Source organism: Azohydromonas lata NBRC 102462 (genome assembly GCF_001571085.1).
GTDB classification, from domain to species: domain Bacteria; phylum Pseudomonadota; class Gammaproteobacteria; order Burkholderiales; family Burkholderiaceae_C; genus Azohydromonas; species Azohydromonas lata.
The window spans coordinates 109,766-131,473 of record NZ_BCTC01000002.1; the positions used below are offsets into that span (position 1 = coordinate 109,766).

Sequence of the window (21,708 nt, forward strand, 5' to 3'; positions counted from 1 at the left end):
ACCCTGAAGCCGCCGCACCGCCACTTCTTGGCTCCCACTGCCCGCCGGCAGCGACTATGGAATTCCTCTACACACCGTTCCTCACTCAACCCCTGTGGCTGTGGCTGAGCTTCCTGGCCATCGTGGCGCTGCTGCTGGCGCTGGACCTGGGCGTGCTGCACCGTGACCAGCACGAGATCGGCGTGCGCGAGAGCCTGTGGCTGTCGGCCGGCTACATCGCCGTGGCGACGGTGTTCGGCGGCTGGGTCTGGTGGCAGCTCGGCGCGCAGGCCGGCACCGAGTACTTCACCGGCTACCTGATCGAGAAGTCGCTGTCCATGGACAACGTCTTCGTCATCGCGCTGATCTTCGGCTACTTCGCCGTGCCGCGGCAGTACCAGCACCGCGTGCTGTTCTGGGGCGTGCTGGGCGTGATCGTGCTGCGCGCGCTCATGATCGGCCTGGGTGCAGCGCTGGTGTCGCAGTTCAGCTGGGTGCTCTACCTCTTCGGCGCCTTCCTGGTGCTCACCGGCGCGAAGATGCTGTGGATGTTCCGCAAGGACGAGCCGGCCATGGACATGCAGAACAACCCCATGCTCAAGCTGCTGCGCCGCGTGATGCGCGTGACGCCGCAACTGCAAGGCCAGGCCTTCTTCGTGAAGGCGCCGCACCCGCAGCATGGCCGCGCGGTGCTGTGGGCCACGCCGCTGTTCCTGGCGCTGTGCATGGTGGAGTTTGCCGACCTGATCTTCGCGGTGGACTCGGTGCCGGCGATCTTCGCCATCACCACCGACCCCTTCATCGTCTACACCAGCAACATCTTCGCCATCCTGGGCCTGCGCGCGCTGTACTTCGCGCTGGCGGCGCTCATCCACCGCTTCGCCTACCTCAAGGTGGCGCTGGCCCTGGTGCTGGTGTTCATCGGCGGCAAGATCTTCCTGGTGAACGTCATCGGCAAGGTCCCGGCGAGCGTGAGCCTGTCGGTGACCCTGGCGCTGATTGCCGGCGGCGTGCTGGTGTCGCTGTGGAAGACGCGCGGCGCCCAGCCGCAAGGCGCGGTGGACGGCAAGCCGGCGCCGGACAAGCCGGCGTCCCTGGCGGCGCACCGCCCGTGACCACGCTGCACTGAAGGCGCCGCCGGCCCGGCCGGCATGCAACAAAGCCGCCGCGGCAGGGATGCCGTGGCGGCTTTGTGGTGTCCAGGCTGCGTGGGCGGCTTACTTGGCGCCGTGGCGGGCCATGTCCTGCTGGATGTGGCGCAGGAAGTAGCGCAGGTAGAACCCGCCCAGGCCCAGCGTGACGACGATCACGCCGACGCTCATCAGGCCGTAGTCGGTGGTCAGCAGATCCTTGAGTGCATGCATGGTTGTCCTCCTGTTGTTCAGTCCGCGTATCTGACTACCGCATGCAAAAAACGCCTTTGCGCAGGCTCAAATCGACTGACGGCGCCGCATTGAGCCAGCGCAAGCGCGGATGCGGCCGCACCCTGGCGCAGCCTGCCTAAACTCCGGTTCCCACTGATTGGAGGAGCACAAGTTGAAATTTGAAACCCTGGCCGTGCATGGCGGCTACAGCCCCGATCCGACCACCAAGGCCGTGGCCGTGCCCATCTACCAGACGACGGCCTACGCCTTCGACGACACGCAGCACGGCGCCGACCTGTTCGACCTCAAGGTCGCGGGCAACATCTACACGCGCATCATGAATCCGACCACCGCGGTGCTGGAGCAGCGCATCGCGGCCCTGGAAGGCGGCATCGGCGCCCTGGCCGTGGCGTCGGGCATGGCCGCCATCACCTACGCCATACAGACCATCGCCGAGGCGGGCGACAACATCGTCTCCTCCTCCACGCTGTACGGCGGCACCTACAACCTGTTCGCACACACGCTGCCGCTGTCGGGCATACAGACGCGCTTCGCCGACCCGCGCGACCCCGCCTCCTTCGAGCCGCTCATCGACGAGCGCACCAAGGCCCTCTTCTGCGAATCCATCGGCAACCCGCTGGGCAACGTGACGGACTTCAAGGCGCTGGCCGACATCGCCCACCGCCACGGCATCCCGCTCATCGTGGACAACACCGTGCCCACGCCTTTCCTGTGCCGCCCCTTCGAGCACGGCGCCGACATCGTGGTGCACTCGCTGACCAAGTACCTCGGCGGCCACGGCAACTCGATAGGCGGCGCGATCGTGGACTCGGGGAAATTCCCCTGGGCCCAGCACGCGCAGCGCTTCAAGCGGCTCAACGAGCCGGACGTGAGCTACCACGGCGTGGTCTACACGCAGGCGCTGGGCGAGGCGGCCTACATCGGCCGCGCGCGCGTGGTGCCGCTGCGCAACACGGGCGCGGCCCTGAGCCCGTTCAACGCCTTCCTCATCCTGCAAGGCATCGAGACGGTGTCGCTGCGCATGGAACGCATCTGCGACAACACGCTGGCCATCGCGCAGTTCCTGAGCACCCATCCCAAGGTGAAGTGGGTCAACTACGCCGGGCTGCCGGGCCACGCCGACCACGAGCTGGTGCAGCGCTACATGGGTGGGCGGGCGTCGGGCATCCTCACCTTCGGCGTGCAGGGCGGGCTGGAGGGCGGCGCGCGCTTCCAGGACGCCTTGAAGCTCGTCACGCGGCTGGTCAACATCGGTGACGCCAAGTCGCTGGCCTGCCACCCGGCCTCCACCACGCACCGCCAGCTCTCACCGGAAGAGCTGGCCAAGGCCGGCGTGACGGTGGACACGGTGCGGCTGTCCATCGGCATCGAGCACATCGACGACCTCAAGGCCGACATCGCCCAGGCGCTGGACGCGGTGTAAGCCCTGCGCCGCCTGCTCCCCCGCCGCAGCGCCCGCGCGCTGTGCCCCGCGGGGGCGCCCAGGGCGCTTTTATTACAGAGCGGTAAGAAACGCTTCCGGCCTCCAGAAAGCGCGCGGCGGGCACCTACAGTGCCCAGGCCGTCCCACGGAGGTACTGCATGAAGCAAACAAGCACAACGCTGCCGGGCCTTTTGGCCGTGGCAGCCCTGTTGGGCTGCGCGGCGCAGACGGCGCTGGCAGCCCAAGACACCGACACACCACGCTACCGCGTGTTCAACCTGGGCACGCTGGCGCCGCGCAGCACCAGCTCGGCCGCGGACATCAACGACGCCGGCCTCATCACCGGCACCATGGCCAACGGGACGACGCACACGCGCGAAATCTTCCTGGGCACGGGCCGCAACGACCTCAGCCTGCTGGGCACCTTGGGCGGCGGTATGAGCGTGGCGTCCGCGCTCAACAGCCGCGGCGAAGTGGTGGGCTGGTCCACCAACGCCGACGGCGTGCGGCGCCCAACGCTTTACAGCCGCGGCAGCTTCATCGACCTGGCCGCGGGCGTGGCCGGCTACGCCAATGGCGTGGCCAATGCGGTCAACGCCTCGGGGCAGGTCACGGGGCAGATCAACGGCCAGACCTTCATTTACGCCGGCGGCACCACCCGCGCGGTGGCCGTGGGCAACACCAGCGAGGGCTTGGGCATCAACGACCGCGGCGTGGTGGTGGGCGGCGCCGTGATGGCGGGCGACGTGGTGCGCCGGCCTTTCATGATCGACGGCGGCAAGACCACGCTGCTGCCCTCCTTGGGCGGCACCTTCGGCCAGGCACTGGCCGTCAACAACGCCGGCCAGGTGGTGGGCTACAGCTACACCGCCGGCGGCGAGCTGCTGCCCTTCCTCTACAGCGGCGGGAAGATGACGGCGCTGGCCAGCAGCGGCTTCGGCGAGGCGCGGGACATCAACGACCAGGGCTGGATCGTGGGCAGCCGCAACCTGTCGGCCTACCTGTGGCACGACGGCGTTGGGCGCGACCTCAACGCGCTGGTGGCGCCGGACCAGGCCGGCCGCTGGGCGCTGCTGTCGGCGCAGGGCATCAACGACTCCGGCGCCATCGTGGGCTATGGCCTGTTCCACGGCTACCTGCGCGGCTTCGTGGCCACGCCCGTGCCCGAGCCCGGCAGTTGGGCGCTGATGCTCGCGGGCGTGGGGATGGTGGGGGTGGCGGTGCGGCGCCGGCGCGCCGACGCGGGCTGATCCCGGCGTGACACCGGCCGCGGCGGCTGCAAGCGCCGCGGCCGGATGAGGGTGCGCTCAGCGCGCCGCGGCCTGCTGCGGCTGGGCCTGGACGTCGGCGCGCACCTGCACGCTTTGCAGCACGTTGGCCGGCGTGGCGGCGGCGGGGGCGGCGGCCGAGGCGGGCAGGATGTCGGCCTCGTGCCTCGGCGCCGGGCACGAGCCCTTGTCCAGCAGCGGCACCAGCGCCGGCACCAGCGACTTCATGAGCTGCGCGGGCAAGGCGCTGGTGAACTTGTACTGCGCGGCGTAGGGCTCCTGCACGTAGGCCATCATGGTGCCGAAGTAGCGGTCGCCGATGAGGAACATGAAGGTGGCCGAGCGGCTGATCACGCGCGAGGACAGCAGCACGCCGTGGCGGCCGAAGCTGTCCTTGCGGTGGTCGCCCGTGCCCGTCTTGCCGCCGATGGGGACGATGCTGCCGTCGTGCAGCTTGAGCACGTCCTTGAGCCGCCGCGCCGTGCCGTTGGCCACCACGTCGAAGGCCGCGCGCCGCGCCGTGAAGGCCACTTCCGGCGGCAGCACGCGCTCCGGCGCGTTGCCCTGCAGCACCATGCGCGTCTCGTAGGGCGTGTGGGCGGCGAAGTGCAGCTCCTCTATGCGCGCCGTGCTCTGGCGCACGCCGTCGTTGAGCAGGATGCCCATGAACTCCGCCAGCGCCGCGGGCCGGTCGCCGGAAGCGCCCAGCGCCGTGGCGTAGGACGGGGTGATGGACTCGAACGGGTAGCCCAGCCGCTTCCAGCGGCGGTGGATTTCGATGAAGGCCTCGATCTCCAGCAGGTTCTTGATGCGCACGTCCTGCGCGCCCTTGTAGCGGGTCTTGAACAGCCACGAGTAAACCTCCTGGCGTTCCTTGGCGCTGGCCGCGACGGCCTCGTTGAACGTGCCTTGCGGGTGCTCGCGCAACCAGCCCACGAGCCACAGCTCCAGCGGGTGCACGCTGGCGACGTAGCCGCGATCCGACAGCGACATGCGCTCGGGGTCGTAGGTGTCGTAGAGCTTGCGCAGCTCCTTGTCCGTGTAGTTGGGCATCTCCTCTTCCAGCTGCTGGACGAGGAAGTCGCTGAGCTGCTGCATGCCGGCCTTGGGCTCTATGGTGCGCAGCACGGCGGTGAGCTTCGGAGGCGTCTCGCGCACGCCCTGCAGCAGGGTCTCGCGCACCTGCGCCCAGTCCTTGCCCTGGTACTTGCGCCAGAAGCGCAGCAGGTAGGCCTGCCCCTCCTTGTCGGCGAAGCGCACGAGGTACTCGCGCCGGCGGGGGTTGTCCGGGTCGTTGAACAGCTCGGGGTTGGCGTCCGGCGCGTTGTACATGACGTGCCAGACCACGTCGCGCATCAGCCGTATGAAGGGCAGGTTGACCGAGTTCCTCAGCGCCTCGGCCACGGTCAGGATGCGGCCGTTGTCCTCGGGCTCGAAGTTGGCGAAGAAGTGCAGCCCGCCGCCGGTGAAGAAGCCCTCGCCGGGGCCGGCGGAGTACTTGCGCTGCATGGCCTGGTCCAGCATGGGCTGCAGGCCGCGCTCGCTGGTGTGCAGGAGGTAGTCGCGCGCCCAACGGCCGATGTGGTCGCGCTCCGGGATCTGCAGCGCCGCCAGGGCGATGGCGTCGAGCTTGCCCCAGCGCTCGTGCAGCTCGGCCACCATCTCCAGGTACGTCACCAGCGTGCGCAGCTTGGAGGTGGAGCCCAGGTCCAGCCGCGCGCCCTCGTTGATGTCGAAGGGCTGGTCCCAGTTGTCGGTCTGCACGCGCAGCCGGTTCACGCCCTCGCCGCGCTCGAACAGGGTGAAGCTGAAGACCAGCTTGCCCGGGTCGTCGCCGTCCTTGAGCAGGTGAAAGCCGTACAGCCCCGCGGCGCGCGCGCCCTCCGGCGTGCGCAGCCCGCGCAGCAGCTCGGTGGCGGTGCGCTGCACGGGCGTGTCCAGCGTGGCGTGGGCGCGCAGGTCCATGCGGTCGAGGTCGTAGGCGCGCGGCACGTCCAGCATGGCCGACAACCGCGTGCGCACCGCCGTGCCGGCCTTGCGCTCCACGAAGCTTTGCTGCGGCGGCCGCAGCGGCGGGCCGGCCTGCAGCTCCAGCTTCACCGCCAGCGCCGCGTCGCGCAGCGCCGGGGTGAGGAGGCCGGCGTCCGTCATGAGGCGCAGGTAGCTGTTGGTCAGCTCGTCCAGCCCCGAGTCGGCCTCGCCCAGATAGTGCGAGGGGCGGCGCTGCGAAATCATGAGCGACAGCGCCTGCTTGAAGGCCAGCGCCTGCTGCGCCAGCAACTGCGGGCGCGGCTCCTCGCCGGTGTCGGTGAGCAGTTGGTTGACCTCGTCGAAGTCGCGGCCGAACCACACCCACAGGCCGTCGCCCATGCCGTTGACCTCGCCGAAGCCCGGCTTGGCCGCCAGCGGCACGGTGTTGATGTAGTCCACCACGATCTGCTGGCGCCGCGCCAGCGTGTCCGGCCCGTCGATGTAGGCCCGCAGCGAGGCCGACGCCATCTGGCGCAGCTTGTCGCGCACGCCGTCGGTGCGGCCCTCGGGGGAGTGGCGGTACTTCTCGATCTGCGTGGCCAGCGTGCTGCCGCCGGGCGAGCGGCTGTCGCCCACCAGCCGCAGGCCCAGCGACACGGCGGCCTTGCCCAGGCGGTCCCATTCCACGGCCGGGTTGCGCTGCGGCGCGTCGGCGTCCAGCAGCTCGCGGTTTTCTATGAACAGCAGCGCCTGCACCAGCAGCGGCGGCACGTCGCCGAAGCCGTCGTACACGCGCTGCGGGTAGCGCGCGGCGAACATGGGCTGGTCGCGGCAGTCCAGCAGCTCCAGCCCGCCCTGGTTCTTCTCGTGGTAGGTCGGGAAGATGCCGTGCTCGGCCAGGCTGACCATGCGCGGCGTCATGCGCGCCTGCTCCTGCACCGCGTAGCCCTGGCGGCGCAGCCGGTCTATGAACATGGGCAGCTGGGTGTAGCCCAGGCGCAGGTCGTAGGGGCCGTCGCCGGGGTAGCGCACCTGGTCGGTTGGGCCGGGCTGCAGTTCGAAGCCCAACTCACTGTTGACTTCGCTGAGCTGGCGGGCTTGCCATCGGGAGCTTTGCACTTCCTCGACCACCGCATATGCAGCCGCAGCAATCGCTGCGATCCCCACGCCCGGCACCACGAGGCGGCCGAGCATTCGCCATGACAGGAAGGGCTTCAAGGCAGCTCAACTTCAGTGAGGTGGGTGTTCACAATACTGCGAACCGGCGCTGCTTCCACGCTCATTCAGGTTGTCCTACGGAGGGTGTGGGAACGTACCAACGAGGGTTTCCCTGGCTTCCGGACACCGGTCCGGGAACAGGCCTTGCCATGGGCCGAACGCGCCGGGAAACGCCCGTGCAGCACGCGGTTTTTGCCGGTTTCAAACCGACGGCGCGGCCCTGCCTGCGCCGGCCGCAGCGCCCTCGCGCGAGGCCCCGCGCGCGTGCGATGCTGCGGCCATGCAAGCCCTCGTCATCGCCCACCGCGGCGCCAGTGGCAGCCGCCCCGAGCACACCCTGGAGAGCTACCGCTTGGCCATAGAGCAGGGCGCCGATTTCATCGAGCCCGACCTCGTGAGCACGCGCGACGGCGTGCTGGTGGCGAGGCACGAAAACGCGCTGGCGCTGCTGCGGCCGGACGGCTCGCTGCAGGAGGCCACCACCGACGTCGCCGAGCGCCCCGGATTCGCCGCGCGCTGCTGCAAGAAATCCGTAGACGGCCAGCCCCGCATCGGCTGGTTCACCGAAGACTTCACCTGGGCCGAGCTGCAGACGCTGCGCGCGCGCGAACGCCTGCCCGCGCTGCGCGGCACGGCCTTCGACGACGTTTTCCGCATCCCCAGCCTGGACGACATCCTCGCCTTGCTCGCCGAGGCCAACGCCTGCCGCCCTGGGTGCCCCGTGGGCCTCTACCCGGAAACCAAGCACCCCAGCCATTTCCGGAAGCTGGGCCTGCCGCTGGAGCCCCCGCTGCTGCGCGCGCTGCAGCGCCGCGGCGCGGCGCCCGTCTTCATCCAGTCCTTCGAGGTGCAAAACCTGCGCCGCCTGCGCGAGCTGACCGATCTGCCGCTGGTGCAGCTCATGGAGCTGGACGGCCAGCCCTGGGATTTCGCCACCGCGGGCGACCCCCGCCGCTACGCCGACCTGCTCACCCCCGCCGCCCTGGCCGACGTTGCCCGCTACGCGCAGGCCGTGGGCGTGCAGGCCGAAATGCTCATCCCGCGCCGCGGCGACGGGCGCCTGGACGTGCCCACGCCGCTGGCGGCGCACGCGCATACGGCCGGGCTGCAGGTCCACGCCTGGACCTTCCGTGCCGAAAACCAGTTCCTGCCCGCCGAATACCGCCGCGGCACCGACCCGGCCGCCCACGGCGATGTGCGGGGCTACCTGGACGCCCACCTGGACGCCGGCCTGGACGGCTTCTTCACCGACCACCCGGCGCAGGGCCGCGCGGCCGTCGCCGCCAGGCGCTGAGCACCATGCAGGCCCTTCGCGGACTCGCCTTGCTGCTGCTGCTGCAAGCCCTGGGCGAAGCCCTGGCGCGCGGCTTCAGCCTGCCGCTGCCCGGCCCGGTGATCGGCCTGGTGCTGCTGCTGGCCGCGCTGCGCCTGCCGGCGCTGCACACGCCCGTGGCGGCGGCGGCGGACGTGCTGCTGTCCAACCTGTCGCTGCTGTTCGTCCCGGTGGGGGTGGGCGTCATCACGCACCTGGCGCTGCTGTCGCAGTACGGCTTGAGGCTGCTGCTGGCCATCGTCCTGTCTACCTGGGTGGGCATGGCGGTGACGGCGCTGGTGCTGCGCGCGCTGCTGGCGCGCTCGGACGGGGGGTCGCAAGGCGAAGGCGAGGGCGCCGGCGCCGCGCCTGAAGACAGGAAGGAGGGCTGAGCCATGGCCGATTTCGTGCAGCTCTGGGTCTACATGGCCTCCACGCCGCTGTTTGGCCTGACGGCCACGCTGGTGACTTACGTGCTCGCGCAGGCGCTGTACGTGCGCATGAACCACGCGCCCTGGGCCAACCCGGTGCTGTGGTCGGTACTGATGCTGGGCGCGCTGCTGCTGGCCACGCGCACGCCGTATCCGACGTATTTCGCGGGCGCGCAGTTCGTCCATGCCCTGCTGGGCCCGGCGGTGGTCGCCCTGGGCTGGCCGCTGTGGCAGCGGCGCGAGGCGCTGCGCCGCCGCGGCGTGGCGCTGGTGGTGGCGGCGTTGATGGGCGGTGCGGCCGCCGCCGGCAGCGCTGTGCTGATCGGCTGGGCCCTGGGCCTGCCCGCGGACGTGCTGCGCTCGCTGGCGCCCAAATCCGTGACCGCGCCGGTGGCCATGGGCATCGCCGAGCGACTGAACGGCATCCCCGCCCTGGCGGCGCTGTTCGCGGTGCTCACCGGCATGGTGGGAGCGCTGTCGGCGAAATACCTGTTCGACGCCCTGGGCGTGCGCGATTGGGCCGTGCGCGGCTTCGCCTTGGGCACCGCTGCCCACGGCATAGGCGCGGCGCGCGCGCTGCAGGTGCACCCGGACGCCGGCGCCTACGCCGGCATGGCGCTGGGCTTGCAAGTGCTGCTGGCGGCGCTGCTCATGCCCTTGGCGGCCCGGTGGCTGCCAAGCTGAAAACGCAGCCAAGGGGAAGCTCTCCAGGCCCGCTTTTCCTGGCCATAGAAACTTATTGCGCTGAAGTTGCAACTGGAAACATGTGGGGTTATAGTTCCCGACGCCGCAAGTGAAATCCAGCCTGCCCAATATCAGCGATGCGCATCGCGTGGCAGCCGGTGCCGGGTGGGAGTGAGCATGGCGCAGCTCCCAGGGGATCGCGGACGCATTTAAAGGACGAATAAGCTGCCCGTCGTGGATCGCCGGGTTTGCGGTGTCGTGGACGAAAATCTTGTTTTGTGGCCGCCCATGCCGGCGGCCGAATGCCAGCATTAATTTTCATGCTTGATGCCGCTGTGGGCCATTTGCTGGCCTAGAGTGTTCGAGCATTTTTCCGTACGTGTGGTGCCTGGCCGTCGAGGCCCAGGCTCGTGCAGGTGCGCGCCATGGCGTGCTGCGAGTATTGAAGGGTAGAAATGGCATTGGATTTGGGTTGGTTGACTTTCGGAAGCGGTGCCGTGATATGCGTGGCCATCGCTGTTGCATACCTCGTATTCGGCATGGTCGGATTCGGCACCGCCCTGGTGGCCAGTCCGGCACTGGCCCTGTATTTGCCGCTTGCGAAAATAGTCCCGCTGCTGGCCCTCATGGACATGCTTGCGGCCATGACCAATATTTACAAGGATGGGCGCAAGGCCGATGTCCAGGAGCTCAAGCGCTTGGTTCCGCTGATGGTGGTCGGCAGCCTGGTGGGCGCCGCCATATTGCTGAAGACCCGACCAGAAGTCATGCTGCTGGTGCTGGGCATTTTCGTGGTTGCCTATTCGCTGTATTCCCTCAGCAAATTCAGTCCCAAGCGAAAGTTCAATCCCGGTGCCGCGGTGCCCTTCGGGCTGGTCGGTGGGGTGTTCAGTGCCTTGTTCGGCAGTGGTGGTTTCATTTATGCCATCTATTTGTCCGGCCGGATCGAGCAGAAGGAAGGCATGCGCGTGACGCAGACCACGCTCATAGGCCTCAGCACGCTGACGCGGGTCATTTTGTTTTTGTTGGCGGGAGTCTATGCGGAAACCAGTATTGTTTTGCTGGCCTTGGTTTTGTTGCCGGTCATGTTGTTGGGTGTCAATGCGGGCCGGCGTATTACTTTGCGGCTGACGCGTGATCAGTTCATAAAAATAATCAATGTCGTGGTGTTGTGTTCGGGGGTCGTCCTGATTGGCCGGTATTTGGGCCAGTAACGGGTTGGCTGATGGGTGGCGGTGAAATGGAGTTATGGAAATGAATCAAGCGGGTGTGAATGAAATGATGACTGCCGAGGAATACCTGGGTAGTCTGGTGGATGGCCGTTCGGTTTATATCTACGGTGAGAAAGTGGACGACGTCACGCGTCATCCGGCCTTTCGCAACAGCGCCTATTCCATGTCCCGGCTGTACGCCGCCCTGCACGACCCGGCCACGCAGGACGTGATGACCGACCTGGACTCGGAGGGCTACAGAACCCACCGGTATTTCATGCCCAGCCGCTCGGCCGCCGACCTGCTCAAGGCCCGGGACGCCATTGCCTGCTGGTCGCGCCTGACCTATGGTTTCATGGGCCGGACACCGGATTACAAGGCGGGATTTACCGCCACGCTCAAATCCGATCCGCATCTGTATGCGCCTTTCCATGACAACGCCATCAGCTGGTACCGCAAGACGGCACGCAAGGTGAGTTTCCTCACGCACGTGCTGGTCAATCCGCCGGTGGGCCGTGCGCGCAATATCTCGGACATGCGCGACATTTATCTGCACGTCGAGAAGGAAACCGACGGCGGCATCATCGTTCGTGGGGCCAAAATGGTGGCGACCAGCGCGGCGATCGCCAATGCCACCTTCGTGGCCCAAAACAGCGCCACCCATTACCAGTCGGGCCGGGAAGAAGACTTTGCGCTGTGCTTCATTCTTCCCATGAACGCGCCCAACCTGAAAATCATGTGCCGGCGCTCCTACGAAGCCTCGGCGCTGAGCCCGTTCGACAACCCGCTGTCCAGCCGCTTCGACGAGAACGATTCGGTGCTGATATTCGACGGCGTATTCGTGCCCTGGGAAAACGTGCTGATTTACAGGGATATCGAGCGCGCAAAGAGCTTCTACTCGGCCTCCGGTTTTTTGAACCGCTACCCGCTGCAGTCGGGCACGCGCCTGGCCGTCAAGATGGATTTCGTGTGCGGTCTGCTGGCCAAAATGCTGGAATCCAACGGCACGGACAGTTTCCGGGGTGTGCGCACGCGTCTGGCGGATATCGTGGCCTTGCGCAATCTGATGTGGTCATTGACGGAATCTCTGTGCCACGACCCCGAGCCGCGCAAGGACGGCTCGGTGGTTCCGCGATTGGAAGCCGCGGCCACCGTCCGCTATTTCGGCACGCAAATGATGTCGCAGCTCAAGCCCGTGTTCAACACGATTTTGGGCGGGTCGCCCATCATGCAGGTTTCGAGCTGGCTGGACATGAAGAATCCGGAAATCAGCCCGCTGATCGACTGCTATTTCCAGGGCACGGACCAGGAGGCGGTGGAGCGGCTCAAGCTCATCAAACTGTTGTGGGATGCGTTGGGCAGCGAATTTGGCGGGCGGCATGAGTTGTACGAGCACAACTATGCAGGCAATAACGAACAGGTACGGCTGGACATGTTGCGCCATTGCGAAAGCAGTGGCGTGCTGACGCAGTGCCGCTCCCTGGTGGATCAATGCATGTCGGATTACTCCCTGGAAGGCTGGACGCAACCGGGTTGGCAATTTGATGGCAAATGCCAGGACCGGGTCTGAAATCCATTCAGGGAGGAGATTGCAATGCTGTATTCAGGAAAATGGGATCGCAACGGCCTGGACTACCAGGCCCTGAAGAATCAGTGGCACGTGGTGGCCCGCTCCGAAGACGTGGTCGCCGGCCAGGCCAAGGCGATCCGGCTGCTGGGCGAGGACCTGGTGCTGTGGCGTGACGGCAAGGGCCGCATCCAGGCCTGGAAGGATTACTGCGGCCACCGCGGGGCGAAGCTGTCGCTGGGCTGCGTCAAGGACGGTGAAATCGAGTGCCCCTATCACGGCTGGCGCTTCAATGCCGGCGGTAAATGCACCCGGGTCCCGGCCCACCCGGACCAAGCTGCTCCCGCTTCGAATCGCCTGATATTCCGCCATCACGCCGAGGAGCGTTATGGGTTGATTTGGTGCAGCCTGCTGAAACCCACACGCCCCCTGCCTGAATTCCCGCAATGGGAAGACGGGAGTTTCCGCAAGGTATTTGCCGGCCCGTATTTCTACAAAGGCAACGCGCTGCGTTCAGTGGAAAACTTCCTGGATGCCTCGCATTTCCCCTTTGTGCATGCACACCTGAATGGCGACCCCGAGGCGCCCGAGCCGCTGAAGGATTACCAGGTTTTCAAGGACGAGCGCGGGCTGCATACGTCGGAAATCACCGTGTTCCAGCCTTATGGCGACCATCGCGGCATTCCCGTGACTTCGCGTTATACCTACTGGGTTTTCAATCCCACGACGGCTTATTTTGTCAAGAAAACCGGTGAAACCGAGCGCTTCTGCACCTTCCTGAATGCCACGCCGGTGGACGAGGACGAGTGCATCATCTGGCTGATCGTCGCCATCAATTTTGGCGAGAATTTGACGGAGGAACAAATCCTGTTCCGTCAGGACAAGGTGTTCGAGCAGGACAGGCTGATCGTCGAATCGCAGCGTCCTGCGCGCCTGCCCCTGGACATGCATCAGGAAATGCATGTGCGCAGCGACAAGCTGGGCATCGAATACCGTGGTTGGATCAAGGAGCTGGGGATGGAAACCCAGGCACAGCGGGAAAGTGCCGCGCCGGCAACGGTGGTTTTGAGCTGACGGGGCCGCCATGAATTCATTTGAACAACGCCGACTGCTGCTGGCGGAGCGGGAATCAAATGCCAGAACCTATGCCCGCGGCATCGACCGCATCATCAGCCGGGGTGAGATTGCCCGGGTTTATGACAGCCAGGGGCGGGAGTATATTGACTGCCTGGCTTGCGCCGGTGCGCTGCCCCTGGGCCACAACCATCCGCTGATTCAGGAGAAAGTGGCTGAATTCCTGAGGTCCGGCCAGTTGCAACAGGCCCTGGATATTGCCACTCCCGCCAAGCTGGATTTCGTCGAGGCCCTGTACCGGGCTTTGCCGGCCAGGTTTGCGGAGGATGCCCGCGTTCAGTTCTGCGGACCTTCCGGCTCGGACTGTGTGGAGGCGGCTCTCAAATTGTTCAAAACGGCCACCGGGCGCCGCTCGGTACTGGCTTTCCAGGGTGCCTACCATGGCATGACCATGGGCTCGCTGGGCATGATGGGCAATTTGGGTCCCAAGGCCGCCGTCAGCGGCTCTCCGGCGGAAATACAGTTCCTGCCTTTTCCTTATGCCTATCGCAGTCCTTTCGGGGTGGGTTCCCGGGAAACTGAGCAGTTGTCGCTGGCATTCATTGAGAATCTGCTGTCCGATCCTGAAAGCGGCGTGACCAAGCCGGCCTTGCTGATCGTGGAGCCTATTCAGGGCGAAGGGGGCTGCATTCCGGCCAGTGCCGAGTGGCTGCGTGGCCTGCGCGAGATTACTGCACGCCATGACGTACCCCTGGTGCTGGACGAGGTTCAATCCGGGTTTGGGCGCAGCGGCGACATGTTTGCCCATGAATATGCCGGCATCGTGCCGGATGCCATTTTGATGTCCAAGGCGGTGGGCGGCGGGTATCCGCTGGCCGTGATGGCCTACCACCGCAAGTATGACCGTTGGGGGCCTGGCGCCCACGCCGGCACATTCCGCGGCAACCAGATTGCCCTGGTCAGCGGTGCGGCCACACTGGAGTATCTGCAGGGCCCCGGCGTGCTGGAGCATGTGCGGCAAATGGGCCAATTGTTGCGCCGGCGGCTGGACGCGCTGCAGCAGCGGTTTGCCTGCATCGGCGAAATTCGGGGGCGGGGGCTGATGCTGGGAATCGAATTGATCGATCCTCAGGGGCCCAGGGATAGCCATGGCCGGCCGCCGGCCCACGGCAGCCTGGCCAAGGCTCTCAAGCGTGCCTGCCTGGAGCGGGGGCTGATCATCGAAACCGGTGGCCGGCACGGCGCCGTGATGCGCATGCTGCCGCCGCTGGTGGTTTCAGCCGACGACATCGAGGAAATCAGCCGGCGTTTCGAAGCAGCGCTGTCCAGTGCCTGGCCCGCGGCTCCCGTGCCGGGGGCCATACCCGAGGCCGCCTTGGCCATTTGAATTGGGATGACAAAGTGAATCAGCCCGTTTACGACATCATCGGCATAGGCTTCGGCCCTGCCAATATCGCGCTGGCCATTGCGCTGGAGGAACAGGCTCCGCAATTGTCGGTGCGTTTCCTGGAGCGGCGGGAATCCACCGTGTGGCAGCCCGGCATGCTGCTGGAGGGGTCGGACATTCAAAACCATCCCTTGCGCGACCTGGTGACGCCGCGCAACCCGCGCAGCCGCTATACCTTCACCAATTTCCTGCATGAGCACAACCGGCTCTACGAACACTTGAATCTGCCGCTGCATTACCCGCTGCGGCTGGAGTATTCACAGTATGTGAGCTGGGTGGCGGGCTGTTTTGCGCAGCAGGTGGAATATGGCTGTGACGTCGCGGACATCATTCCGGAGATGGCGGCCGACGGCTCGGTGGCGCATTACCGCGTGCCTTGCGCCAATGGCACGCAATACCTGGCCCGCTGCGTGGTGCTTGCGCCTGGGCGCAGCCGCAATATTCCCCAGCCTTTCCGCGGCATGCGCGATGCGCGCGTCGTACACCTGGACGACTACTTGCCGGCGCTGGAGCAACTCAAGGCGGCAGGCGGCGGGCGCGTTGCCGTGGTGGGGGGCAGCCAGAGCGCGGTGGAGATCCTGCTGCATGCCAGTGCCGAGCCTTCGCTCACCCGCGTGATGGGCATCACGCGGAACTTCGGCTATCGGCAAAAGGACACGAGCCCGTTTTCCGACGAGGTCTATTTCCCGGCCTTCGTGGACGCCTTCTTCAAGGCCAGCGCCAAGAACAAGGATCGCCTGCGCCGGGAGTTGGTGTTCACCAACTATTCCTCGGCGGACATCGACGTGCTCAACCAGCTCTACGTCAAGCGCTACGCCAACCGGTTGCAGGGCAAGAACAGCCTGGAGCTGCTGACGTGCATGGCGATCGAGGGCTGCGAAGCCGGCGCCGAAGGCGTGACGCTGCGCATGCGCCACTTCCTGGAGGAGGAAACCCCGCGCCAGGAGACCGTGGACCTGGTGGTGCTGGCCACGGGCTTCCTGGACCTGGGCGAAGGCCCCAAGCACGAGCCCTGGCCGCGCCTGATGCAGACCGTCTCGCCGCGCCTGGCGGCGCAGCGCAACCCGGTGGACGTCGGCCTGGACTACCGGGTGCAGCTCCAGGGCGCGGCGGACCAGGGGGCGCCGCTGTACCTCAACGGCCTGTGCGAGTCCTCCCACGGCATGGGCGATGCCGGCTCGTTCAGCCTGCTGGCGCTGCGCTCGCAGGCCATCGTGCAGTCGGTGCTGCAGCGCCTGGCGCTGCCGGCGACCGGGCATGCCCGTGTCGGCGCTTGAGCAACTGCTGCGGGCGCCGGCGGGCTGGGCGCTGCGGGCTGACGCGGCGGTGCCCGCGCCGGTGCCGCCCAAGCTGCCGCCGCGCTGCGAGCTGGCCGTCGTCGGGGCCGGGCTGACGGGGCTGGCCGCGGCGCTCACCGCCGCCCAGGCCGGCTGCTCGGTGGTGCTGCTGGAGTCGCACCGGGTGGGCAGCGGGGCGACCGGGCGCAACTCGGGCTTCGTCATCCCCATCACGGCGCGCATCGGCCCCGGGCAGTTGCGCCAATGGCTGGGCACACAGGCGCCGGCCTTCACGGCGGCGCTGGGGACGGCCGCCGCGGCGCTGTTGGCCGAGCCGGGCGCCAATGCCGCGCGCAAGGGCTGGATGCAACTGTTCCTGGAGCCGCCCTCGTCGGAACAACAGGCGCTGGCGCAAGCTTGGGCGGACCTGGGCGTGCGTGCGCGGCTGCTGCAGGCGTGCGACGTGCAGGCACTGGCGGGCACGTCGCACTACCAGGGCGGCATGCTGCTGGAGGACGGCGGCCAGATCGACCCGCTGGCCCTGGCCCGCGCGCTGGCCGACCGTTGCCGCGCGCTGGGCGTCGTGGTGGCGGAGCACTGCCCGGTCACCGAAGTGCGCCCCGGCGAGGGCGATGCCTGGCAGACCCTGCACACGCCCGCCGGTACCGTGCAGGCGCGCCGCGTTCTCATGGCGGGCAATGCGTACAGCCATGAAGCGCTGCGTCCGGCGGCCCGCCATTCGGTGCCCCTGGAGCTGGTGCTTGGGCAGTTCGACCTCGCGCCCGCCGCCCTGCGCGAGATATTGCCTGCCGACATTCCGTTTTCCGACAACTGCCGCGACATGTGGTTCTTCCGCAAGACGCCGCAGGGAAAACTGATGACGGGATGGTTCGCGCTCAATCGCCACGCGTCGGCATCCAGCCATGCCGAGCATTTGCGGCAACGGATCCAGACGGTATTTGGCGTGAAGCCCGCGCCCTCGGAAGATATTTGGGCCGGCCGCGTGGGGCTCACCCCCGACGGCCTGCCTCGCCTGTTTGCGCAAGGCGCCGGGGTGTGGGCCTGGAGCGGCTGCAATGGGCGCGGACTGGCTTTGTCTTATATGGTGGGCCAGACTTTGGCCCGGCAATTGATCTGCGGTGCACCGGAACTTCTGCCACCGGTCTACAAACCTTTGCATGGCCGGGTTTTCGTGCAATGGCTTGCTCAAGCCGCCATTGCCGGCGACCGCTGGAGGCGTGCCCGGGTCAGTATCCCCATTGTCGATTGACGCAGAGGATTTGACCTAAATTCACATGAGGGATAATTCAGTGGCCACCTGCGCCTTCCATTATCAGGAATACACAAGCCTGCGTGCCGATCTGATAGACCAGATGATCAGCCAGTATCCTCTGGCTTTGGTGTGCAGTGAATACCAAGGGGTCATGCACGCCAGCCACATACCCTTGTTCCGTGACGCGGACCGCAGCTTGTTCGGCCATGTGGATCGCCGGAATCTGCAGTTCCAGGGGCGAGGCGTTTTCCCCGCCAAGCTGGTGTTCATGGGGCCGCAGAGCTACATACCTCCAGAGGCTTGCCATAGCCGACAATTGCCTACCTGGAATTACGTTTCTGTGCATATGGATGTGAAAATCCAGGTGGTGGACCATCCGGAAGCGGTGCAGCACGTGCTGCACGCTACTGCGGCCAGGCTGCAGCCCGCGGACGCTCCCTATCAATTCGATGCGGCCGACTCGCGTGTCATCAAGTATCTTCCCCATATCCTCGGCTTGAGGATTCATTCACACCATGAGGAAGGGCGGTTCAAACTTTCGCAGGACAAGCCGCACGCGGATCGTGAAGCCGCGCTGGAGTATTTGCTGCAGCAGCATGGGGCCTGCCGGCGTGAATTGATGGCCACGCTGCTGAATTTTTCGGATTGCGCAAGAGCGGAATGAGGGCCGGCAATACTCTCCTGGCCGGGCATTTTTCGCAGCGCAACGTCGTGCTGGACGCGGGCCAGCGCCGTGCCTGCGATGTCCTGGACGGCTTGCAGGCACGCATCCCGTCACGCCTGGCTCCGTTGCGCCGTGCCCCCGCGCTGGGCGCCTACCTCTGGGGCGAGCCCGGGCGCGGCAAGACCATGCTGATGGATGGCCTGTTCAGCACGGCCGCCCATCCTGCACGGCGCATCCACTACCACCAGTTCCTGCGCGACCTGCACCGTGGCCGCGCCCAAGCGGAAAAAGGCCAGGCGGATTACCTGGGCACGTTGGCGCGCAAGGTGGCGCAGCAGTGCCGGATATTCTGTCTGGACGAGTTTCACCTGCACGACGTGGCGGATGCCATCTTGATGGAGCGCTTTTTGGCCGTGCTCCTCAACGAGCGTGTGCTGGTGATATTGACGTCGAATTATGCGCCTGAACAATTGCTGCCGGATCCGCTGCTCCATCGGCATGCCCTGCCGTTGATTGCGTTGATCGGGAAGCACATGAGCATCGTGCGGCTGGATGGCGAGAGGGATTATCGCTATCGTGAGCCCCCTTGCCGCCAGCATTATCTTCACCCTTGCGGCGAGGCCACGGACCAGGCTTTGCAAAACCTGGCGCACACGCTGGGCATGCCGTTGCGGCGCGGCCCGGACAGTATTTCTCTTCATGGCCGCTCCATTCCCGTGCGCGGCTTGGGAGAGGATGGCGTCTGGTTCGATTTCCAGTCCATTTGCCTGGGGCCGCGCTCGCATCTGGATTACCTGGAAATTTCCGAGCGCTGGAGCGGGGTGATCGTGTCGGACATGCTTCAGTCTCAACTGAACAAGGCCGATGGCTTGCGCCGCTTCATTTGGCTGGTGGATATTCTCTACGACCGTCGCCGGCGCCTGCTGCTGGGCGGGGAGCGGCCCGTGGAGCAGATGTTGCGCGACGTTCCCTGCGCCGTGGACATGGAGCGCACCCTGAGCCGGCTTGCCGAGATGCAATCCGCATCCTTTGCCGTTGCAACACCCCTGGAAATGAGTCCCTTATGCCCATAGTCAGAATCGAAGATTCCCGCCCGCGCAGCAGGGCCGAGCGCCAAGCCGTCATCAAATGCATATTCGACGGCTTGAAGTCCGTGTTCGGCGTGAGCGACGAGGAGCTGCAGGCAAGGTATCAGGTGCTTGACCCGGACGGTTTTTTTCCGCCCGGCGTGGGCGCCGTCAATTACATGCAGTTGGAGATTGCGGTGTTCGCGGGGCGCAAGGCGGAGACGAAAAAGAAGCTGTATGAATTTCTGGCGCAGAATTTGTCGGCCTTGCTCGGTGTTGCGCCTGAATCCATTTTGATTTTGCTGGTCGAGCATCCCATGGAAAACTGGGGTATGCGCGGCGGCCGCCTGGGCAGCGAAATTGATTTCGGCTACTGCGTGAACGTCTGAGGGACATGAGCATGGGCGCGACAGTCGCGGCAGTGGAACCCTTGGCGCTTCGGCGCACCCTGGCCGGGTTTGCCACCGGCGTGGTGGTGGTGGCCACGCACCAGCCCGGCATGGGGAACGTCGGCCTGACGGTCAATTCGTTCGCCACCGTCTCGCTGGAGCCGCCGCTGGTGTTGTGGTGCCTGCGCAAGAGCTCCAGGCTGCTGGGCGCCTTCGTCAGGAGCGGGAAGTTCTCCGTCAGCGCCTTGACGGAGTTTCAACTGGAGCCCTGCAACCATTTCGCCTCCCGCGAGCCCGGCAAGCGGGTCGACGGTTATTTCCGGCCCGGTGCGCAGGACGTTCCGGTGCTGCGTGAAGCCAACGCGGGCCTGGTCTGCCGCGTCAAGCGGCACTTCGAGGAAGGCGACCACGTGGTCTTCATCGGCGAGGTGCTGGAGGCCTTTTCCCGCGCGGAGCCCGCCGGGCCGCTGGTGTTTTTCGGAGGGCGCTTCCATCACGCCCTGCCCATGGGCTGACAACGCCGCGAGCGGTTTCCCGCGCGGGCCGCTTCAGCCGTCCACCCACGCGCAGCTGCCTCGGCCCATGGAATGGGCCAGCCGCTTCAATGCCGGCACGAAGCGCTGCTGCAGGTCGTTGCCGCGCTCGCCTTTGCCGGCCGCGGCCAGGTATGCACGGCCTATGGCCAGGGGCATGCGCTCGCCGATCATCGCCCGGTGCTGCGACAGCGCGCTCCAGCGGTGGGTGGACTCGCGCACGGCGGCCCGCATCGCCGGCAGCGCGATGCGCCCCACCCAGGCTTCGTCCTCGAACCCCTCGCTCAACCTTCGCCCCTCGAAGGTCAGGGTGTATTGACCATCGCGCTCGCCCTGGCGCACGGGCTCCTTGGTCGGGGTAAACCCATGGCCGGATGTGCACTGGGTGCACGCGGTTTACGGTTTGCAACGGCACAACGACAGTGCGTCCCGTCGCGGCAATCCACCGCACCAGCCCATGGATGCCATGGTCCCGGCGCTCCCCGCACGCCGGTTCTCCTGCACCCATTCCGATCGCCGACACCGTGTCGCCTGGGGCCGCTGCCCATGGCGCGAGGAGTACTCATGCCCGTGCAACTGAAATGCCTGTCCCACACGCCGCTGCGCGGCCTCAACGACCCCGGCGCGGAGGTCATTGCCGAAGTGGACGCCGTGCTGGCCAAGTGCCGCGCCGAGGTTGAAGCCTACGATCCGGAGCTGATCGTGGTCTTCGCGCCGGACCACTACAACGGCCTCTTCTACGACCTGATGCCGCCCTTCGTCATCGCCACCGCCGCCGAGTCGGTGGGCGACTACCAGACGAAGCCGGGTCCGCTGTCGGTGCCCGGCGGCCTGGCGCTGGAGCTGGCCAGGCACCTCCTGGACAGCGACCTGGACATCGCCATCTCGCACCGGCTGCAGGTGGACCACGGCTGCACGCAGACCCTGCAGGAGATGACGGGCAGCCTGGAGCGCTACCCGGTGATTCCCATCATCATCAACTCGGTGGCGCCGCCCTTTGGCCCGTACCGCCGCATTCGCAAGCTGGGCCAGGCCGTCGGCAGCTTCATTGCCAGGCTGGGCAAGCGGGTGCTGATCCTGGGCACCGGCGGCCTCTCGCACGAGCCGCCCGTCCCGCTGCTGGCCGACGCGCCGCAGGACGTTGCCGACTTCCTGATTGCCGGGCGCAACCCGACGCCGGAGTTCCGCGCCGCCCGCCAGGCCCGCACCATCGCCACGGGAAAGATTTTCGGCACGCCGCAGTGCGGCCTGACGCCGCTCAATCCCGAGTGGGACAAGGCCTTCATGCGGCTGCTGATCGAAGGCCGCCTGGAGCAGGTCGATGCCTTTCGCATCGACGAGATCTCCAAGGCGGCCGGCCGCTCGACGCACGAAGTCCGCACCTGGGTCGCCGCCTTTGCCGCGCTGCAGGCCGTCGGCGACTACAGCGCGCGCGAAGACTACTACCGCCCCATCAACGAATGGATTGCCGGCTACGGCGTGGTCAGCGCCGCGACCGTCTGAAACGTCCTGTCCTTCACAACCGAGGCCCAAGC

The 21,708-nt window shown here is 66.4% G+C and carries 20 protein-coding genes; 17 read left to right on the forward strand and 3 right to left on the reverse strand.

Going from position 1 to position 21,708, the window contains the following annotated elements:
* Positions 1-56 precede the first annotated feature (56 nt).
* A complete protein-coding gene (locus ALA01S_RS01465; protein WP_084267109.1) occupies positions 57-1,094 on the forward strand; it encodes a TerC family protein in 1,038 nt (345 codons plus the stop codon).
* A 102-nt stretch (positions 1,095-1,196) separates the two neighbouring features.
* On the opposite strand, the gene ALA01S_RS31420 is transcribed toward ALA01S_RS01465, so the two are convergent.
* Positions 1,197-1,343, reverse strand: coding sequence for a DUF3149 domain-containing protein (locus ALA01S_RS31420; RefSeq protein ID WP_084267110.1), 147 nt, complete (start codon positions 1,341-1,343; stop codon positions 1,197-1,199).
* Positions 1,344-1,515: 172 nt separating this feature from the next.
* Here ALA01S_RS31420 and ALA01S_RS01470 point away from each other — a divergent pair, with 172 nt between their 5' ends.
* Both ALA01S_RS01470 and ALA01S_RS01475 read left to right on the forward strand, forming a co-directional pair.
* Complete coding sequence (locus ALA01S_RS01470) at positions 1,516-2,787, forward strand: O-acetylhomoserine aminocarboxypropyltransferase/cysteine synthase family protein (protein ID WP_066331216.1); 1,272 nt, start codon at positions 1,516-1,518, stop codon at positions 2,785-2,787.
* 158 nt (positions 2,788-2,945) lie between these two features.
* Positions 2,946-4,037, forward strand: coding sequence for a PEPxxWA-CTERM sorting domain-containing protein (locus tag ALA01S_RS01475; protein WP_084267111.1), 1,092 nt, complete (start codon positions 2,946-2,948; stop codon positions 4,035-4,037).
* 57 nt (positions 4,038-4,094) lie between these two features.
* On the opposite strand, the gene ALA01S_RS01480 is transcribed toward ALA01S_RS01475, so the two are convergent.
* On the reverse strand, positions 4,095-7,244 hold the full coding sequence (locus tag ALA01S_RS01480) for a transglycosylase domain-containing protein (protein WP_238455657.1): 3,150 nt from the start codon (positions 7,242-7,244) through the stop codon (positions 4,095-4,097).
* Positions 7,245-7,524: 280 nt separating this feature from the next.
* On the opposite strand from ALA01S_RS01480, the gene ALA01S_RS01485 reads away from it, so the two are divergent.
* The 13 genes from ALA01S_RS01485 to ALA01S_RS01545 all read left to right on the forward strand — a co-directional run bounded on the left by ALA01S_RS01485 (position 7,525) and on the right by ALA01S_RS01545 (position 20,155).
* A complete protein-coding gene (locus ALA01S_RS01485) occupies positions 7,525-8,538 on the forward strand; it encodes a glycerophosphodiester phosphodiesterase family protein (RefSeq protein ID WP_066331024.1) in 1,014 nt (337 codons plus the stop codon).
* A 5-nt stretch (positions 8,539-8,543) separates the two neighbouring features.
* Positions 8,544-8,948, forward strand: coding sequence for a CidA/LrgA family protein (locus ALA01S_RS01490; protein ID WP_066331026.1), 405 nt, complete (start codon positions 8,544-8,546; stop codon positions 8,946-8,948).
* Between the two features lie 3 nt (positions 8,949-8,951).
* Positions 8,952-9,671 (forward strand): LrgB family protein, encoded by a 720-nt coding sequence (locus ALA01S_RS01495; protein ID WP_066331028.1) that lies wholly within the window; start codon positions 8,952-8,954, stop codon positions 9,669-9,671.
* A 455-nt stretch (positions 9,672-10,126) separates the two neighbouring features.
* The gene (locus ALA01S_RS01500) at positions 10,127-10,885 is read left to right on the forward strand and encodes a sulfite exporter TauE/SafE family protein (RefSeq protein WP_066331029.1); all 759 of its coding nucleotides are present in this window, start codon (positions 10,127-10,129) and stop codon (positions 10,883-10,885) included.
* Positions 10,886-10,925: 40 nt separating this feature from the next.
* Positions 10,926-12,452, forward strand: coding sequence for a 4-hydroxyphenylacetate 3-hydroxylase family protein (locus ALA01S_RS01505; protein WP_238455658.1), 1,527 nt, complete (start codon positions 10,926-10,928; stop codon positions 12,450-12,452).
* Positions 12,453-12,476: 24 nt separating this feature from the next.
* A complete protein-coding gene (locus ALA01S_RS01510) occupies positions 12,477-13,523 on the forward strand; it encodes an aromatic ring-hydroxylating dioxygenase subunit alpha (protein ID WP_066331041.1) in 1,047 nt (348 codons plus the stop codon).
* Positions 13,524-13,533: 10 nt separating this feature from the next.
* On the forward strand, positions 13,534-14,910 hold the full coding sequence (locus tag ALA01S_RS01515; RefSeq protein ID WP_066331043.1) for a diaminobutyrate--2-oxoglutarate transaminase family protein: 1,377 nt from the start codon (positions 13,534-13,536) through the stop codon (positions 14,908-14,910).
* A 14-nt stretch (positions 14,911-14,924) separates the two neighbouring features.
* A complete protein-coding gene (locus ALA01S_RS01520) occupies positions 14,925-16,247 on the forward strand; it encodes a SidA/IucD/PvdA family monooxygenase (RefSeq protein WP_218011407.1) in 1,323 nt (440 codons plus the stop codon).
* Complete coding sequence (locus ALA01S_RS01525; protein WP_066331047.1) at positions 16,228-17,517, forward strand: NAD(P)/FAD-dependent oxidoreductase; 1,290 nt, start codon at positions 16,228-16,230, stop codon at positions 17,515-17,517. Before ALA01S_RS01520 ends, ALA01S_RS01525 begins: the two co-directional genes overlap by 20 nt.
* A gap of 40 nt (positions 17,518-17,557) precedes the next feature.
* On the forward strand, positions 17,558-18,184 hold the full coding sequence (locus ALA01S_RS01530; protein ID WP_066331049.1) for an FMN-binding negative transcriptional regulator: 627 nt from the start codon (positions 17,558-17,560) through the stop codon (positions 18,182-18,184).
* A complete protein-coding gene (zapE, locus tag ALA01S_RS01535; protein ID WP_066331051.1) occupies positions 18,181-19,257 on the forward strand; it encodes a cell division protein ZapE in 1,077 nt (358 codons plus the stop codon). Before ALA01S_RS01530 ends, zapE begins: the two co-directional genes overlap by 4 nt.
* On the forward strand, positions 19,248-19,640 hold the full coding sequence (locus ALA01S_RS01540) for a tautomerase family protein (protein ID WP_066331053.1): 393 nt from the start codon (positions 19,248-19,250) through the stop codon (positions 19,638-19,640). Before zapE ends, ALA01S_RS01540 begins: the two co-directional genes overlap by 10 nt.
* 11 nt (positions 19,641-19,651) lie before the next feature.
* The gene (locus ALA01S_RS01545) at positions 19,652-20,155 is read left to right on the forward strand and encodes a flavin reductase family protein (RefSeq protein WP_169805830.1); all 504 of its coding nucleotides are present in this window, start codon (positions 19,652-19,654) and stop codon (positions 20,153-20,155) included.
* A 33-nt stretch (positions 20,156-20,188) separates the two neighbouring features.
* Here the strand turns inward: ALA01S_RS01545 and ALA01S_RS01550 are convergent, their stop codons facing one another.
* Entirely contained in the window at positions 20,189-20,515 is a 327-nt protein-coding gene (locus tag ALA01S_RS01550; RefSeq protein WP_157118697.1) for a hypothetical protein, read from the reverse strand.
* Positions 20,516-20,737: 222 nt separating this feature from the next.
* Here ALA01S_RS01550 and ALA01S_RS01555 point away from each other — a divergent pair, with 222 nt between their 5' ends.
* Positions 20,738-21,676, forward strand: a complete 939-nt coding sequence (locus ALA01S_RS01555; protein WP_066331062.1) for a 3-carboxyethylcatechol 2,3-dioxygenase — start codon at positions 20,738-20,740, stop codon at positions 21,674-21,676.
* The last annotated feature ends 32 nt before the right edge of the window (positions 21,677-21,708 follow it).

Bases quoted from the DNA above. Each gene is read 5' to 3' on its own strand.
- ALA01S_RS01465 (WP_084267109.1), top strand. From the start codon at position 57: ATGGAATTCCTCTACACACCGTTCCTCACTCAACCCCTGTGGCTGTGG.
- ALA01S_RS31420 (WP_084267110.1), bottom strand. From the start codon at position 1,343: ATGCATGCACTCAAGGATCTGCTGACCACCGACTACGGCCTGATGAGC.
- ALA01S_RS01475 (WP_084267111.1), top strand. From the start codon at position 2,946: ATGAAGCAAACAAGCACAACGCTGCCGGGCCTTTTGGCCGTGGCAGCC.
- ALA01S_RS01485 (WP_066331024.1), top strand. From the start codon at position 7,525: ATGCAAGCCCTCGTCATCGCCCACCGCGGCGCCAGTGGCAGCCGCCCC.
- ALA01S_RS01490 (WP_066331026.1), top strand. From the start codon at position 8,544: ATGCAGGCCCTTCGCGGACTCGCCTTGCTGCTGCTGCTGCAAGCCCTG.
- ALA01S_RS01495 (WP_066331028.1), top strand. From the start codon at position 8,952: ATGGCCGATTTCGTGCAGCTCTGGGTCTACATGGCCTCCACGCCGCTG.
- ALA01S_RS01500 (WP_066331029.1), top strand. From the start codon at position 10,127: ATGGCATTGGATTTGGGTTGGTTGACTTTCGGAAGCGGTGCCGTGATA.
- ALA01S_RS01505 (WP_238455658.1), top strand. From the start codon at position 10,926: ATGAATCAAGCGGGTGTGAATGAAATGATGACTGCCGAGGAATACCTG.
- ALA01S_RS01510 (WP_066331041.1), top strand. From the start codon at position 12,477: ATGCTGTATTCAGGAAAATGGGATCGCAACGGCCTGGACTACCAGGCC.
- ALA01S_RS01515 (WP_066331043.1), top strand. From the start codon at position 13,534: ATGAATTCATTTGAACAACGCCGACTGCTGCTGGCGGAGCGGGAATCA.
- ALA01S_RS01525 (WP_066331047.1), top strand. From the start codon at position 16,228: ATGCCCGTGTCGGCGCTTGAGCAACTGCTGCGGGCGCCGGCGGGCTGG.
- zapE (WP_066331051.1), top strand. From the start codon at position 18,181: ATGAGGGCCGGCAATACTCTCCTGGCCGGGCATTTTTCGCAGCGCAAC.
- ALA01S_RS01540 (WP_066331053.1), top strand. From the start codon at position 19,248: ATGCCCATAGTCAGAATCGAAGATTCCCGCCCGCGCAGCAGGGCCGAG.
- ALA01S_RS01545 (WP_169805830.1), top strand. From the start codon at position 19,652: ATGGGCGCGACAGTCGCGGCAGTGGAACCCTTGGCGCTTCGGCGCACC.
- ALA01S_RS01555 (WP_066331062.1), top strand. From the start codon at position 20,738: ATGCCCGTGCAACTGAAATGCCTGTCCCACACGCCGCTGCGCGGCCTC.